Here is a 16,175-nt window from a genome sequence, read left to right on the forward strand (position 1 = left end):
TTAATGACTTCACGTCGAATTGTGTCGATTATAATTAATTTTACTGAGCTGAATACTATTTTTATTTCCATCGACCTCCTAGTGACAATCCCCGCTCTTTTGGGTAGAATACATTTTGCCGGAACGGTTCCGGCGACACCTGCTGGGTGCGTTGCCGATTAATGTTTTCAATCGATAAGTTTTCAGGTTCCTCGCTATTTTGTGTGGGTTGGCAATTACAGAGAGTCTGTCTAAAAACCCCCTCAAGAGAGGGCAAAAAGCAAGACGTTTTTATATGGAAATTGGTGGAATTTAAAGGGAATTCGACTCTTCGCGTCGAAGGATATAGGTACAAAGACTGTTTATAGCGAGGCGATGTACCTTGTTTCGATTCGATGTGGACCCCCAAGTTAGCTTTTACGACTTTGCAGCCCTCTGGGACCAACTTGTGCCTGCCGATTCCGTCTTTCGCCTGTTTCGTGAATTGGCGCCCCTATTAATACAACCGGAGGATTTTACAGGTCTCTATTGCCTTGACAACGGACGTCCCAGTCATGCGGCCCGGCAGATGACGATGGCCTGCATGTTACAGGAAATGCTGGGCGAAACAGACCGGGGGATGGAAGCACAGACACGTGTGAACATCGAGGTCAAGTTTGCGTTAGGAATGGCCCTCGATGAACCGGGCATTGATCACGCCAATTTTGGCGTCCACCGGCAACGGCTCATCCAAAAGGAACTTGATAAGGTCTATCTCGATCGCTTTATCCGGTTGATGTACTACCTGGGCGTTTTGACAGGGAAAGAACCTTGGATAACGGACACGACCCATGTCATAGCTCCCATCAGTGCCCCCACGACCATCGAACTGATCCGCCAAGCCATGCGCCTGTTGGTGCGTCTTTTGGCGAAGCAATACAGTGTTCCATGGCATGCAATCCCCCATGCCCCTCGGGCGGTACGTTACCTGGAAACAGTGACGGAAGTGAAAGAGCATAACCTGGACGATAAGGCCAAAATGGAACGGCTTGTTGAAGTGGTCAGCGAGGCTGACGAACTGCTGGCCTACGTGGAGTCATCGGAGGCTTCGTGGAAGAAGAAGCCCGATGTCATTCATTACGCCCTTTTGCTTTGCCGTATCCTCCGTGAACGAATCATTCGGAAAGATGATGGAACTCTTGAGATAGCCCCCGGCGGTTCTGTCAAAGATATGATAGTTTCGGCTGTAGACAGCGAAGCCCGTTTCGGTTGTAAGGGCAAGACGAAATGGCGCGGGTATAAGATGGCCATCGTCGAAGTCGGAAATTCCGGATTTATCGCCGCCGCCGAGGCCATGAAAGCCAACGACTATGACGGCTCCAGTCTGGTGCCGTTAGCGGATCAGCTTCCCACCGATTGTGTAGAAAACCCGACGATCATTGGAGATACCCACTATGGTGCGGGCGATGACCGTGTCACCCTCAAGGAAAAAGGCATTGACGTAGTGGCGCCACTTTCACCAAAGACAAAATGTGATATCCTCGCGGGCGAGGGATTTCAAGTTTCCGAAGACCAAACACAACTGATCTGCCCGAGAGGAAAAGTCATCACCACCTATTCGGAAGTGGCAGATGGGAAGAACTTCGTGCTTCGCGCCAAGGACCATGATTGCAAGCACTGCCCTCGTTACACGACCTGTTTTAAAGAAAAGAAACATCGGCGCACGATTTTTATTCACAACGCCTATGGTGTCATGCTCGAGGCGGCAAAGCACTCCCAAACGAAAATCTATAAGGAACAGATGCGTCTTCGCAGCCGCATCGAAGCCAAGCAAAATGAACTGGTCAACCGTTACGGACTGCGCCGGGTTCGCCGTATCGGAAAACGAAATCTGGCTTATGCCGCCCGGCTCAGCGCGTTAGCGGCGAACTTTCAAAAACTCAACCGTCTACGAAATGATAAGAATGCAACCATGGTGTTGGAGGTGAGTGCCTTACGCGGTGTTGCTTTCAAAAAAGCCGCATAAGGTGCAAGGGGGAGATCTGCCCTTTTTGAGGAAAATCCTCAAAAAGGGCCGGTGAGACCGATAAAAAGACTCTAGTTTTTTGCTGTTTGTATTAAAAAATCATGCTTTTGCAAGGGCTGGCTAGGGAATTTGCTTATTTTCTAGACGGCCTCACAGAAATGATAAAATGGAGCTATGAACAACAAAGATTTATTCCAATTAGCCCTCGGCTTAACCCCACCATGGTTTGTCTCTGAAGCCCGGTTTAACGCCGAGGCCCAAGAACTTCATATTACGATCGACTTCGTACCCGGAAGCTCATTTGCTTGCCCAGCTTGTGCTGAAGCTGGCTGCAAAGCCCACGATACAAAGGAGAGATCTTGGAGACACCTGAACTTCTTTCAGCACAAGACCTTTATCCATGCATCTGTTCCTCGAACGAAATGCGACCGATGCGGGGCAGTCCGTCAGGTAACGGTGCCGTGGAGTCGGCCGGGCAGTGGATTCACCCTGCTCTTTGAGGCCTATGTGATGACACTCATGAAAGAAATGCCTGTTAAATCAGTCGCGCGAATTGTTCACGAACATGACTCTCTACTGTGGCGAATCCTCCACCACTATGTTCATAAAGCTCGCCGAAAAGAAAACCTGTCGACCGTCGAGAAAATTAGCATCGACGAGACGGCTCGGGCGAAAGGGCATAAGTACATCTCTATGGTTATTGATGCCGACACCCGGCGAGTGATATTCGCAACAGAGGGAAAAGGCGCTGATGTACTTCCTAAGTTCAAAGAAGATTTTCAATCCCACGGGGGTTGTACAGAGAATATTACCGATGTTTGCATGGACATGTCCCCGGCCTTTATTTCCGGAGTGGAAAACCATCTCCCGGAAGCAGCGATAACCTTTGACAAGTTCCATGTGATCAAGCTAATCAACGAAGCGGTGGACCAAGTTCGACGTGAAGAGCAAAAGACAATGCCGGAATTAAAAGGAACTCGTTATATTTGGCTTAAAAACAAAAAGAATTTAACGATGAAGCAAAAAGCGATCATGGAGGATGTGCTGACCAAACGTAACTCAAAGACCGCCAAGGCATATCAGCTTCGACTTACCTTCCAAGAAATGTACGAAAAAGATCCTATGGACGCACCGATGTTCTTTAAGAAATGGTACTTCTGGGCCACCCATAGTCGGTTAGCGCCTATGAAAGAAGTCGCAAAGACCATGAAACGACATGAGAAGGGCATCCTGCGCTGGTTTGTCTCTAACATCACAAACGGATTACAAGAAGGAATCAATAGCTTGATTCAAGCAGCCAAGCGTAAAGCGCGCGGGTACCGCTCAGTACGCAACTTTATCTCCATTATATACCTGGTTGCGGGTGGGCTTGATATTTCCGTAGCACCGGCGAACACTTGATACAATTTTAGCAAACAAATGTTCACCCACACAAAACAGCGAAGAGCCAGTTTTCATTACGGGAGCTGGATCATGCCGGTCGCTGTCATGCCCGCTGAGACGGGACGGCAAACGCTGGCGGCGAGGCGCCCACTTGCGAGTGCAAGGTTGGAAAACGTGTCGGTGACGGCCTTTGTGGGTCTACATACCCAGCCATGGCGACCTAATAGGGATCGAAAGAAAACCCTGAAGCAGTTCATTCGCTTCAGGGTTTTTCTGTTCTTGTGATCATGTCCCAGAGCTTCGAGCGGACCTCGATGTTCGGTTCGCCGCCGTTGGGACTGACCGATTCGATGGCGTATATGGCCGGGGCAGTCGCAGCGTTCTCCGAGGCAACCGTGCCGGTGCGGTCGCTGAGGCAGAGGGGCGGATAGAGGACACACCACCAGTTGGCGCCTTGTCCACCGCCGATGACCACTCGCAGGGCTTCATACTCCCCGGCAGGGGCTTTCAGGTGGCCGTAGACCTTGGCCGGAAAGTGGAAGCGGCCCACCTCAGAGGTAACGGTGTAGTCATAGCCGGCTTGCGTGATGACCGATGCGGCGCATTTTTGGATCTCATCCAGGTGCGCCAGGACCTGTTCGCGCGATTCTTCGACTGAATGGCAGTCCGCCAGCAGGGGATCGACATAAGCCAGGATCTCGTCGCGGACTTTCAGTTTGAGCGCTTGGTCTGCCGGGTCGTCCGAGGGGGCGACCACGTGCAGGCGCAACAGCGGCAGCGGCGAAGCTTCACGGGCCTCCAAGTGCGGTAGATAGAAGGCCACTCCGCCACAAAAGGCAACGAGGAGGGTGAAAAGGGTCAGGAGCCGGAAGGCAGGAGAAAAGGGCCTTCGAGCCAAGCGGTTCTCCTCCTTCATGGATTGGTTCCATCCAGGAGGTAGTCTTGCCGGGTCGCGCCCTTCGATAAACATCCGATTCACTTTTCGATACGGAAGTCACTTTAATTTTTCTCAGCGTCCTTCTCACTGCCCGGCGGGGATCACCTCGACGAGGCGCAGTTCCGGTTCCGTCTCCATGATCGCCATGGGCCGCAACGCGTACCGATCCTCGCTGATCTGCATCTGCCCGCCGGCAACTTGCCATCCGGCACCGGCCATCTGGCGGATCAGGGCGTCGGGGTTGGTGCGGACCTCGGGGGAGCGCAGACCCTTCAAGATCCCACGGGTGGCGTCATAGGCCCAGAGGGCCATCGGCTGGGGCAGTTCGCCGTAGCGGCGTTGATAAGACTGGACAAAGGCGGCTGCTTCGCCGGTGGGGATGAAGTTGGGCGTCGTGTAGTAAAGACGCCACTGCCAGGCTTCTTTTCCTTTGCCGGCGATCTCCTTGGCCACCGACTCCAGCCCGTCGCCGCCGATGATCGGCGTCTGAAGGCCTTTCTGGCGGGCCTGCTGCAAAAAGGCCTTCCCTTCTTTTGCATAGCCGGGAAGGTAGATCACCTCGGGGTCTGCCTGGGTCAGTTGTTTCAAAAGGGCGCTGAAATCCTGCTGTCCCCGCTGGTAGGTCAGACTTTTGACTATCTTGCCGCCTTTGGCTTCATAGGCCTCCCGGAAGGACTTGGCCAGCGACTGAGCGTAGGCGCTCTTTTCCTCGACCACGAGGGCCGCCTTTTTGCTCCAGACGCGCGCCGCATAGTGGGCCGCCGCCGTCCCCTGCTGCCGGTCGTCATAGCTCCCTTGAAGCACCTTGTCGCCGAGGCTGGGCACGGAAGGCGCACTGGCCAGGCTGATCAAGGGGACCGACAGGCCGGCCTTGACGAGCGCCTCCGCCTTCGACGGCGTCACTGGGCCGATCACGGCGGCGACGCCCTTTTTTTGCGCCTGTTCGGAAAAGCCGGCCAACCCCGTACCATCGCTGGCGTCAACGGAGATGGTCTGAACGGGATGCCCTTCGATGCCTCCCTGGCTGTTCGCCTCGTCGACGGCCATCTGAATGCCTTTGAAGGCGGCCTGCCCCCAAGGGCCAACAGGACCAGACAATTCGACCGCCACGGCCAAAACGATAGGGGACGACCCCATTTTCGCCGTCGCCAGCGCGGCCATCGTTTTGATCCAACCGACATAGAGAAGCCCCGGGACGAGGAAGAGGAGTCCGAAGATGGTGATGATCGAACGGCGCGATAAAAAAAGCATGGGACAACCCTCCTTCTATGAATGAGGGTATGTCCCATCTCCTTGTGATATTACAGTATTTTCCATGTATTTGCCATAAGGGGCGCCTTTCTTGCGATCAACAAGCGCTTGCTCTGCAGGCTTGTCTTACCACAGGGAGCGTTTGTCGCCGACGCGTCTCGTCACCCGTTCCCGATCCAGCCACTCCAGCAGCGGCACCATGTACCGCCGAGAGCTCTTGGCGAGATCGCGCGCCTCAGCGACAGTCAGCTCCCTGCCATCGCGCAAGGCATTGACGATCATTTGACGAAAATCAGCGAGGGCTTGGACGTGAAAGAGCAGATCATCGCCGATCTTGCGCAGCCTGTCCCGCTCGACAAGGCAGTTCAGGCACTCTTCGGCGCTCTCGGCGCTCAGCCCCTCCCGAACCAACCAGTCTCTCGCCTCCTTCGGCAAGGGCGGATGCAGACCGTCACGAAGAAACCAGTCCTCCAGCGCCGCCAACAGGCGAACCACCTCCTTCGGCGGCTTGTCCTTCCGCTCAGCGAGAGCGACGGTCTTCCCATCGACAATGATGAGACCGCGTTGCTTCCACATCTCCAACAAGGCGCCATAGGCTTTGGCGTTCCAGGCAGGAACGAGGCGGCTCTTCAGTTCCTCCTTCGGCATCCCCCGGCGAAGAGGATAGCGACGATGATAGGCATCCAGGTCGCAGCGTAAGCCCCTTTCCAAGGTTGTGACTTGCGCTGCATTGGCGAGATATTCAACACCGTCGCCGCCTAGGAGCGCAACAGAGGCGGAGCCTGCCAGCACCGCTTCCACGCTGTCACGGTCAAATCCCGGCAGGTTCGCCGCTTCCGTCGGCGTCACCGGCAGGCCCGTTCGGGCCAGGTGCCAAGCGAGCCGTTCGGCAGGGCTTCCCTGTTCCAGCGCGAAGAGGTGGGCGATCACATCGGGCCGCTGTTTTTTCCACTTGCCCGCGGCAGGTTCAATCACCTGGCCACCACCGACCGTACGGGCCGGTGAATAGGTGCGGATGACAAAGGGATCGCCTTTGGCGACGACGACCGGTTCCTCCAGCAGGATCTGGGCGAGAGCCGATTCGCCCGGTTCGATCCTTTCCCTGTCGAGGAGGGACAGCCGCCCCAGCGTTTCCTTCGTGCCGGCATGAAAGCGGATGCGTTCCCGATCCTGCAGCGCCTTATCCTCTCGGTTGAGTCTCTGCAACCGGACGGTGACCCGATAGCCCGGCTGAAGGGATCCGGCGCTGGCGAGCACGTCGCCACGCGCCACCTGGCTTACTTCGACGCCCGACAGGTTGACAGCCACCCGCTGCCCGGCCCAGGCGGCGTCGACTTTTTCGCCGTGCACCTGCAATCCCCGGATGCGTGTCGGACGCTCGGAGGGATAGATCGTCAAGGTATCGCCGGCGCGCAGCATCCCCGATGCCAGCGTACCGGTGACGATGACGCCGAATCCCTTCATGGCAAAGACGCGATCGATAGGCAGCCGGGCCGGACCGGCGAAGGGCCGACGAGGCAAATCCCCGACCAGGGATGTAAGCGCCTCCTTTAGGTCTGCGATCCCTCGCCCCTTGACAGCCGATACAGGCAGGATCGGCGATGCAGCCAAAGATGTTCCGGCCAGAAATTGGCCCACATCTTCGGTGATCATGGCCAGCCACTCGTCATCGACGAGGTCTGTCTTCGTCAACACAGTGATGCCTCGGGGAACCTGAAGCAGTTCGATCACATCCAGATGTTCCCTTGTCTGGGGCATCACCCCTTCATCGGCGGCGATGACCAGGATCGCCACATCCATCCCGGTGACACCGGCCACCATATGCCGGATGAAACGCTCATGGCCCGGCACATCGACGATGCCGGCCCTCCGGCCGTCGCTAAGACGCAAGGGCGCAAATCCCAATTCGATGGAGATGCCCCGTTCCTTTTCTGCTTTCAGCCGATCCGTGTCGACGCCGGTCAGCGCCGCCACCAGCCGCGTTTTTCCATGATCAATGTGACCAGCTGTTCCGATGATGGCATGAACGAGCCCCGGTGTTGACATCTCCACCCCTCCACGCCTTTTCTGATCCGGCGGTATGTTCCATGACTATGATTCTATTTTTTTAATCTGTTTTTATCAAGAAAACGATCACCCCTGCAGGCGCATAGGATACATCACCGGTCAATGGTAAAAAATGGTTTTGACGTCGCCACACGCCGACCGATCTCCTTGATCGTCACCCAGACCACCGCCATGATCAAGGGTAAGCCGACATAGCCGAAAAAGGGGTACAAGGTGGCCACCAGATCGGCGAAGGGAAGCATGGCAAAGGGGCAGACGGCCAGCACTGATCCGGTCAGGTTTTTCCGGAAGGCGGGCCCTTGGTCGCATTTGGCTAATCGAAGGGCGGCGCCGAAGGCGCTCCCCAAAGCGGCGGTGAACATGGCCAGCCAGAGGAGAAAGGCGTAGATCTGCCCGGTCCAGGGATGTAACGCGCCGGCGAGAAACAGCATCGGCACCGGGTATGCAGCAATCTCCGGCACATAGCGCAGCATGGCTGTGGTCAGCAGGTAGGCAAAAAAGCCAAGGAGCACCCCGCCGGCTGCAGCGCCCGTATAACCGCCCCGGCGGCGTACCTGGGGAGCCAAAGCGACGAGGACCACCAACGACATGGTGATGTTGAAGGAGACATACAAAAAGGCGCTTAAGGCCGGTGAATCCGGCAGCAAGGCGCTGGGCTCTGTTGACGCCGGCTGGGGGTTCGCCCAGCCGGCCAGGCAGGTCAGCGCCGTCGGCACAACGGGTGTGTCCTCGATCGACGGCGTCCAGATGACGATGGCCAGGGCGACAGCCAGGCAGATGATCGATTTTAATGGAACCAGAAAGGTGTTGACCCAGATCAAGGACTCGATTCCCCACCAGAGGGCGAGGAGGATCAGCGCCGTCGTACCGACCACACCAATCCAGGGCGGCCATCCCCACTGCTGGGACATGAGCGCGCCTGCGCCGGACAGCATGACCATCACCCCGACAAAGAGGGAAAAGATGATCAGGCCGTCCATGACTTTGCCGAAGGTTTCTCCGAAGAGCCCATTCAAGAGTTCTTGATAACGGCTAAATCCCCGGCTCCGGCAGACAAAAAAAATCGCCGGACCCAGTAGACCGAAGAGCAGGCCCGAGAGCATCACAGCTTGCAACCCTGCTTGGCCGTAGCGGACGAAGAATTGGAAGATCTCCTGACCGGAAGCGAAGCCGGCCCCTAGGACAGCGCCTATATAGACGGAAGCCACCTGTATCTGCCATAAAGCAGCCATCGTCATCCCCCATTCCATAGCTAGAATGGTTTATTTTCCCTCATCTTGGGAATGCTGTTACTAAACTGTGGGCAAAGGAGTTTGGACATGGCAGAACAACGTGACTGGCAGCGCTTGCTGGCCGGAGAAAAACAATATTTTTTGTCAAACAGCCGGCAATGCGCCCATAGGCTCGGTGATGCCTTGGCTGAACTCATCCTCTACCTGGATCCCACGTTGAGCCGCCCGCGCGTCGTCTTTTGCATCGGCACGGACCGTTCGACTGGCGATTGTCTGGGACCGCTGGTCGGTACCCAACTGACGCCCCTGGCTTCCCATTACTATCATATCTACGGCACCCTCGATGAGCCCATTCACGCAACCAACCTCGCCGAGAAGAAAAAAGCCATTGAAGCGTTCCACCCCGGCGCCTTGATCATCGCCATCGACGCATCGCTCGGGCGCATCGATCAGGTGGGGCAGATCACCCTGTCCCTCGGCGGGTTGCGTCCCGGCGCAGGTGTAAAAAAAGATCTCCCGGAAATCGGAGATCTTCACATCACCGGCATTGTCAATGTCGGCGGATTTATGGAGTTTATGGTGCTGCAAAACACCCGGCTCTCGGAAGTGATGAAACTCTCCAACCAGATCAGCCGCGGTCTCCTGTACGGCTATTACCAAGCGGCCCGCCGCAAACCGGTGGCCTCACTGACCTTCCAGTCTTCCGCCACCGCGCTGGACGCCCAGAAGGTAGAGCCTGTCTGGCCGTAAGCGATCTCGTAAGTCTTGCGCAAAAAAATATTGAGCAGGCTCCTTCTACAGCGCCCTGTCGAGGACTTCCTCCTCGGCGTCGTCGACAGAACAGGCAGAGCGTGTTTCCGTCCGTGAGCTTCCGTGAAAGACAGCGCCTTCATCGATGATCAGGCTGCTGGCCGTCAGGTCTCCATAGAGCCTTCCCGTCGTGGCGATTTCCAGGCGTCCGGAGGCATCGATGTTCCCATGGACTGTTCCGGCGATGATGATGTTGCGCCCTTCTACCGTCGCTTCGACACGACCGGTTTCCCCGATAATCACATCGCTTTTTCCGACTATTTCGCCACTAAACTGGCCGTCAATACGGACTGTTCCAGTGGCCTTTAATGTGCCGGTGAACAAAGATTCCTTGCCGATGACCGTATCGATGCGATCAACGGCAGTGTGGTTTGCTTCTTTTTTCCGGCCGAACATGGGCCATTCGCCTCCTTCACCCTGCCTCATCGAACAGGCAGGCTTTTTTCGGATTGCTTCTCGATGGATCAGCGACGGAGTTGATTGCTTTCAATGCAGAAGATAGCCTTCCGGATCCTGCAGTTTCCCCTGGTGATACACCATAAAGTGCAGATGCGGGCCGGTGCTTCGTCCGCTGTTTCCCACTTTGCCCAGCATGTCGCCGCGTTCCAACACCTGATTGACTTTCACGGTGATCGCGGAAAGGTGGCAGTAGGCTGTTTGAAATCCATGACCATGGTCGATCTCGACGACCCTGCCCAAGCCTGGCTTCCATCCAGTGAAGACGACGTCACCTTTCGCCGCCGCGCGAACAGGTGTGCCGTAAGCAGCAGCCAAATCCAACCCGGAATGAAACTCCGTCGTTGCGCCAAAAGGGGAACGGCGGTTCCCAAAGGCAGAACTGACCGTTCCTCGTACGGGATAGGTCGAGGGGACAGAGGCCAAGTAGGCGAGCCGGTCTGTCACCTCTTTGTTCAGCCGCTGCAGTTGTTTTGCTTGCTCTTCTAATTCAGCATCCATTTGCCGGATCGTGGCAGACAAAAGTCGCAGTTGAGCCTGTTCTGCGCTGAACCGTTGCTTCAGCGTAGCGCCCATGCTTGTCCCTTGTTGGCTGTTGCTGCCCGATCGAGAAGGGATCGTCCGAAAAGCCTGCCCTATCTTTTTTCCCGATTCATTAACAGCGGAGCTTTGTTCCGGAAACTGTGAGGGCGCCTCCTCCGCTTCTTCCGCGCCGCCATCGATGCCGACCATGCGCCGGATCTGCCTGTCTAACGCTTTCACCCTGGTCAGTTTATCTTGAACGGTGACGGAAAAATCCTTTAATTCTTGGATTTGCTTGGCCTGCTCCTGGTTGACAGATCTCAACCGCTGCAACTCACCTAACTGAAACAAGACGTAGACGGATAGGATGACGATGATAAGCAAGAAACCACCGGCCATGGCGCCGCCGATCAGCAAGTGCCGCATGCGTTCCGGCGATAGGACGATAGTCCATGTGTTTTGGCCTGAACCTGGTGCAAAGATGATCGTATAGGGTTGTCGACGGGCGCGACGCGGTGATTCCTCTTTTGGGATGGGGCTCACCCCTCTTTTAAATTCCCTGATTGACAAAAACCTCTTCGGTGAAGGTGCATATAAACCTCTTCGGTAAGGTACATATTTTTCCTGCTTTGCAATAGGGAATTTTAGGATTGATTTATTTTTCCAAATCCGATAAAGCTTTTGCGATGGCCTCTTTTTCTTCATCCGACAATAAGTATGAGGATGTTCCGTTTTGTATGGGCTTGGCATACACTTGGGACAGTTCTCGCCCATAGAGGCTGCTGATCACAACGCCGTTTCGTTGATCATTGAGCATCGCGACGGCAAAGCTCTGATCAGATCCGACGTTTTCAAAGGCGTTAAAGCGGACGATGCCCACATGACGAACTGTCTCCTTGCTGATGGCCTCAAGTTGAGAAATGGAACGCTCCATTGTTTCGATCCGCTGTTGCAATGCTTTGGACAGTTCCATATTTTTTAGAAGCAGCGCTTCAAGGTTTTCTCCTTCTTGCCCTCTCAGCAAGGCCTGATACATGTCGGTGATCTTTTGCGATTTCACCAAGGCGATCAAGCCGATCACCATCATTGAGATGGTCAGTCCAAGACAGAGAATCGTCAAGCCAACGATATTTTCATTGGCCCATTCGATGATTTCCGGCATTACAAATACCCCCCCTTCGCCCGTCCATTTATTTTCCACGTATCTGCCCTATTTCCTCTACCAGGTCGATATTTTTCAGAGGGCAACTTGGGCGCTTCTTGTGGAAAAGCGCGAAGGCATGGGTAGCCGCGATGCTTACACAAGTATTCCCATAAACGCTAAAAATTACGCCTGGTGTATCAAGGTTTAATTCCACTGTCGGCGTAGCGCCGACGGAGATCGCTCAACGGGGTGGAAAAAGCCCTGCACCGAAGACGGCAAAGAGTATTCCCGGCAGTAGGTTGCCCACCCGCAATCGGGTAACACCAAGTATGTTCGTTCCGATTCCCGTGATCAACAAACCGCCCACGGCGGTCATCTCGGCGATCATCCCATGCTGGAGGAAAGGTTGTATATAGGAAGCGGTCATCGTGATGGCGCCTTGGTACACGAAGAGGGGAAGCGCTGAGAGGGCAACGCCGATTCCCAAGGTGGACGCCAAGATGATGGCGGTGATCCCGTCGAGCATCGCTTTCACAAAAAGCACGGAAGCGTCTCCGGTCAATCCGTCTTGGAGTGAACCCATGATGGCCATGGCGCCGACACAGTAAATCAGGCTGGCTGTGACAAAGGCCTTGGCCACGTCACCGTAGTGAGAACCCACCTTGCTCTCCAGCCACTTACCGAACCGCTCCAGTTTGGCTTCAATGGCCACCGCTTCACCAAGGATGCCGCCGAGGACAAGTGAGGCGACAACGATGAGGGGGTTTTTAGATTGCAGCGCCATTTGCATACCGATCAGGCAGACCGACAGACCAATCCCCTGCATGACGGTCACTTTGAATCTTTCTGAAATCGCCTTTTGAAATACAGCTCCTACAACAGCGCCGCCGATGACCGCCACTGTGTTGACAATTGTTCCGATCATCTCATTTCGCCTCGTTCACCACCTGGGTGATCGAAGCCAATACCTCCTCGATCTCCGCTTTCGTCGTAAACACCCCCGGGCTGAGCCGGACTGTCCCAGTTGTCAAGGTGCCGCTTTTCCGGTGGGCCACCGGAGCGCAATGCAGTCCCGTCCGCACAGCGATATGGAAGGCTTTGTCTAACAGAAAACCTACTTCCTCAGACGCCATGCCGTCGACTGTGAAGGAGAGGACAGCGGCCCGCGCTTCTTCCACAGGTGGCCCGATCAGCCTCACGCCCTTTAATTCGGAGAGACCCTGCATCAGCGATTTGATGAGTCTCGTCTCATGGTCTTCAATCTTTTCTCGCCCAATTTGGTGGATATAGTCGATACCGGCGGCAAGGCCGGCGATTCCCGGTGTATTGGGCGTGCCGCTTTCAAAACGGTCGGGCAAACACAAGGGTTGCGCTTCCGATTCGCTTTGGCTTCCTGTCCCGCCATAGCGCAAGGGCGCCAATTCAATGCCGGGCATGATGCAAAGGCCGCCCGTTCCTTGGGGACCCAGTAATCCCTTATGACCGGGAAAGGCCAGCAGATCGATACCCCAGGACGCCATAGAAATGGGAAATACGCCTGCTGTCTGGGCGGCGTCTACGATCACGAACAGGTCGAGCGCTTTAGCAGCTTTGGCGATGGTCTCTAGATCCTGCATCGCCCCGGTGACATTAGATGCATGATTCAGAATCAGGGCTTTTGTATTGGCCTTCCGGTTTTTTTTCAGTTCCTCAGGACTTATCCTGCCGTATTCATCACCATCGAGGTAGGTCACTTCTACGCCTCTGCCCTGAAGGATCCATAAAGGGCGCACAACAGCATTATGTTCCAACCGTGTCGTCAGCACATGGTCGCCTGGTTTGATCAAACCGAAAATGGCCAGGTTGAGGGCATCGGTGGCGTTTAGAGTAAAGATCACCCGCAGCGGATCAGGGAATTGAAACAGACGGGCAACGGCCACCCGTGCGTTGTAGATGGCCCTTCCTGCATCGATGGCCATCTGGTGACCTGCCCGTCCCGGATTAGCACCGATGTTTTTTCCGACATGCATCACCGCCTCCCAGACGGAATCCGGTTTAGGCCAGGAGGTCGCTGCATTGTCCAGATAAATCAAGGAAGGTTCAACCCCTCTCGACGTTCTCGTTATGTTTCACGTGAAACAATCACCTGCATTCGCGTCTCAAATGGATTATGCGTTGCCTTCCTGTTTCACGTGAAACAAGGGATGCTATATTTACGGTCCTTCATTCCCTAGCAGATGATCGCAAAGGCGCTGCAACTCATCAGAACTATAAAAACAAAGTTCAATAAAACCCATTGCACCATTGGCGCGGATGCGCACTTGTGTCTGCAATTTTGACCGCAGCCGTTCCTCCATGGCAGATATGTCGGGATTCACAGTAGGCGGTGTAGCTCTTAATCGAGGTTTTTCCTGAACAGGTACAGGGGTGATCTGATCATCTCGCTTATCGCTTTCATCATTCACCGCAACCGGTGCGTCGAAAATAAAGTCTTTTTTCGCCTCTTGGTTCCGCTGGCGAACCACTTCCTCCATCCTGCGAACAGACCAGTTTTCTTCCGCCGCCTTCAAAGCGAAAGTTTCTTGCACCGACGCATCGTCAATGGCAACGATCACCTTGGCGTGACCGGCAGTCAATTTTCCCGTCGACACCATGGCTTGTACAGGCGCAGGCAGAGAGAGCAGACGAAGGGCATTTGCGATATAAGAACGGCTCTTCCCGACTCGCTTGGCCAATTGCTCCTGTGTCATTTGATGATCATCGATCAGTGCGCGAAAAGCCTGAGCCTCCTCGATGGGGTTCAAGTTCTCCCGTTGAATGTTTTCGATTAATGCCACCTCTGCGACAGTCTTTTCATCCCAATCGCGTATAATGACCGGCACCTTCGTCAAACCCAGCTGTCGACAAGCCCGCCACCGCCGCTCTCCTACGATCAACTGATAGCGATCCTTGCCTATTGGACGTACCACAAGCGGTTGGATGACACCATGGGCAGCGATAGAACGGGCCAATTCTTCTAATGCCTCATGATCGAAATGTTTCCTTGGTTGGTCAAGGTTCGGTTCGATCTGATCCAGATCTATCTCCATCGCGCTCTGACTATCATTCGACAATTCCTCATTTGTAGTGATACCCGGGATCAGCGCCTCTAAACCCTTGCCAAGGCCTCTTCCCATCCCTTTTTTAGCCACGTTCTAACACTTCCTTCGCCAATTCCCGATAGACCTCAGCGCCGCGTGAACGGGTATCATACACAATGATCGGTTGACCATGGCTGGGAGCCTCACTCAGGCGAACATTTCTCGGGATGATCGTTTTGAAAACCTTATCGTGGAAATGATTTTTTACTTCATCGACCACTTGGATGGCGAGATTCGTGCGCGCGTCAAACATGGTCAGCAAAACGCCCAAAATTGTAAGTTCACTGTTGAGGTGCTTCTGTACGAGTTTGATCGTGCTCATCAGCTGCCCCAGTCCCTCCAATGCATAATACTCACACTGAATGGGAATCAGCAGTTGATCGGCAGCGGTGAGTGAATTCAATGTCAGCAAGCCGAGGGATGGAGGACAATCGATAATGATGTAATCAAATCGATTCCGCATAGGATCGAGGGCACGTCTCAATTTCACTTCACGAGAGATGGCGGAGACCAACTCGATTTCTGCCCCGGCCAGTTGTATCGTAGCTGGCAAAACAAAAAAGCGCTCCCAATCCGTTTTCGTCAATATAGAAGTCGACGGTGCGCCGTTGATCAGCACATCATAAATACAATGACGGACGCGAAGCTTATCAATCCCAGATCCACTCGTGGCATTACCTTGTGGGTCCATATCGACCAACAACACATTTTTGCCAAGCTCAGCCAGACAGGCACTTACGTTAACAGCAGTCGTGGTCTTTGCGACACCGCCTTTTTGATTCGCTACGGCGATAACTTGAGCCAACGATTCCACCACCTTTGTCATTCGCCTCATTCGTCCTATTCTTTTCAACATGGGAAAGGGCAAGTCCTTCACAAGGCAAAACATAAAAAAGAGCTTATCTTGGAAAAAATATGATCATCGTGAAACACGAAAAAAGAGGCCAACAATCCGTTGACCCCCTCTTCAAAGGGTATCACCTTATCCCATTCATTTCAAAGCCCTATAGGGCAAAATAAAAAGGGAACATATTTTCGTTTTTTTTTAACAAAATCCATTGTTTCACGTGGAACACCTCTTACGGCTTCCAATTCTATTACGTGGCTAAGCTACTCCATATTGTTTCACGTGAAACATTTTATCAAACCACTTCGAGTTGTTTCACGTGAAACATTTTATCAAACCACTTCAGGTTGTTTCACGTGAAACATTCCAAAACCGCTCCCTGTTGTTTGCTTCCCGAACTGCTCCACGTTGTTTCACACACCG

14 protein-coding genes are annotated in these 16,175 nt (G+C 54.3%); 3 read left to right on the top strand and 11 right to left on the bottom strand.

Going from position 1 to position 16,175, the window contains the following annotated elements; all coding sequences use genetic code 11:
- Positions 1-361: 361 nt before the first annotated feature.
- Both HM1_RS04745 and HM1_RS04750 read left to right on the top strand, forming a co-directional pair.
- Positions 362-1,984, top strand: coding sequence for an IS1182-like element ISHmo2 family transposase (locus HM1_RS04745; RefSeq protein WP_012281187.1), 1,623 nt, complete (start codon positions 362-364; stop codon positions 1,982-1,984).
- A 174-nt stretch (positions 1,985-2,158) separates the two neighbouring features.
- On the top strand, positions 2,159-3,385 hold the full coding sequence (locus tag HM1_RS04750; protein WP_012282161.1) for an ISL3 family transposase: 1,227 nt from the start codon (positions 2,159-2,161) through the stop codon (positions 3,383-3,385).
- A 244-nt stretch (positions 3,386-3,629) separates the two neighbouring features.
- On the opposite strand, the gene spoIIR is transcribed toward HM1_RS04750, so the two are convergent.
- The 4 genes from spoIIR to HM1_RS04770 all read right to left on the bottom strand — a co-directional run bounded on the left by spoIIR (position 3,630) and on the right by HM1_RS04770 (position 8,854).
- A complete protein-coding gene (spoIIR, locus tag HM1_RS04755) occupies positions 3,630-4,265 on the bottom strand; it encodes a stage II sporulation protein R (RefSeq protein WP_049754043.1) in 636 nt (211 codons plus the stop codon).
- Between the two features lie 123 nt (positions 4,266-4,388).
- Entirely contained in the window at positions 4,389-5,555 is a 1,167-nt protein-coding gene (locus HM1_RS04760) for an ABC transporter substrate-binding protein (protein ID WP_012282163.1), read from the bottom strand.
- A gap of 126 nt (positions 5,556-5,681) precedes the next feature.
- Positions 5,682-7,601, bottom strand: a complete 1,920-nt coding sequence (gene selB, locus HM1_RS04765; RefSeq protein WP_012282164.1) for a selenocysteine-specific translation elongation factor — start codon at positions 7,599-7,601, stop codon at positions 5,682-5,684.
- Between the two features lie 113 nt (positions 7,602-7,714).
- Entirely contained in the window at positions 7,715-8,854 is a 1,140-nt protein-coding gene (locus HM1_RS04770; protein WP_148207088.1) for a YkvI family membrane protein, read from the bottom strand.
- Between the two features lie 87 nt (positions 8,855-8,941).
- Between HM1_RS04770 and yyaC the strand changes: the two genes are divergently transcribed.
- Positions 8,942-9,604, top strand: coding sequence for a spore protease YyaC (gene yyaC / locus HM1_RS04775; protein WP_012282166.1), 663 nt, complete (start codon positions 8,942-8,944; stop codon positions 9,602-9,604).
- A 45-nt stretch (positions 9,605-9,649) separates the two neighbouring features.
- On the opposite strand, the gene HM1_RS04780 is transcribed toward yyaC, so the two are convergent.
- The 7 genes from HM1_RS04780 to HM1_RS04810 all read right to left on the bottom strand — a co-directional run bounded on the left by HM1_RS04780 (position 9,650) and on the right by HM1_RS04810 (position 15,731).
- On the bottom strand, positions 9,650-10,060 hold the full coding sequence (locus HM1_RS04780; protein ID WP_012282167.1) for a bactofilin family protein: 411 nt from the start codon (positions 10,058-10,060) through the stop codon (positions 9,650-9,652).
- Positions 10,061-10,150: 90 nt separating this feature from the next.
- The gene (locus HM1_RS14465; protein ID WP_049754044.1) at positions 10,151-11,185 is read right to left on the bottom strand and encodes a M23 family metallopeptidase; all 1,035 of its coding nucleotides are present in this window, start codon (positions 11,183-11,185) and stop codon (positions 10,151-10,153) included.
- Positions 11,186-11,297: 112 nt separating this feature from the next.
- Complete coding sequence (locus HM1_RS04790) at positions 11,298-11,804, bottom strand: DUF4446 family protein (protein WP_012282169.1); 507 nt, start codon at positions 11,802-11,804, stop codon at positions 11,298-11,300.
- A 223-nt stretch (positions 11,805-12,027) separates the two neighbouring features.
- Positions 12,028-12,711 (bottom strand): DUF554 domain-containing protein, encoded by a 684-nt coding sequence (locus HM1_RS04795; protein ID WP_012282170.1) that lies wholly within the window; start codon positions 12,709-12,711, stop codon positions 12,028-12,030.
- 1 nt (position 12,712) lies between these two features.
- The gene (locus tag HM1_RS04800; RefSeq protein WP_012282171.1) at positions 12,713-13,858 is read right to left on the bottom strand and encodes an aminotransferase class V-fold PLP-dependent enzyme; all 1,146 of its coding nucleotides are present in this window, start codon (positions 13,856-13,858) and stop codon (positions 12,713-12,715) included.
- Positions 13,859-13,978: 120 nt separating this feature from the next.
- Entirely contained in the window at positions 13,979-14,956 is a 978-nt protein-coding gene (locus HM1_RS04805; RefSeq protein ID WP_012282172.1) for a ParB/RepB/Spo0J family partition protein, read from the bottom strand.
- Complete coding sequence (locus tag HM1_RS04810; RefSeq protein ID WP_470303221.1) at positions 14,949-15,731, bottom strand: ParA family protein; 783 nt, start codon at positions 15,729-15,731, stop codon at positions 14,949-14,951. Before HM1_RS04810 ends, HM1_RS04805 begins: the two co-directional genes overlap by 8 nt.
- Between the last annotated feature and the right edge of the window lie 444 nt (positions 15,732-16,175).

This window comes from Heliomicrobium modesticaldum Ice1 (assembly GCF_000019165.1).
Lineage (GTDB): Bacteria > Bacillota > Desulfitobacteriia > Heliobacteriales > Heliobacteriaceae > Heliomicrobium > Heliomicrobium modesticaldum.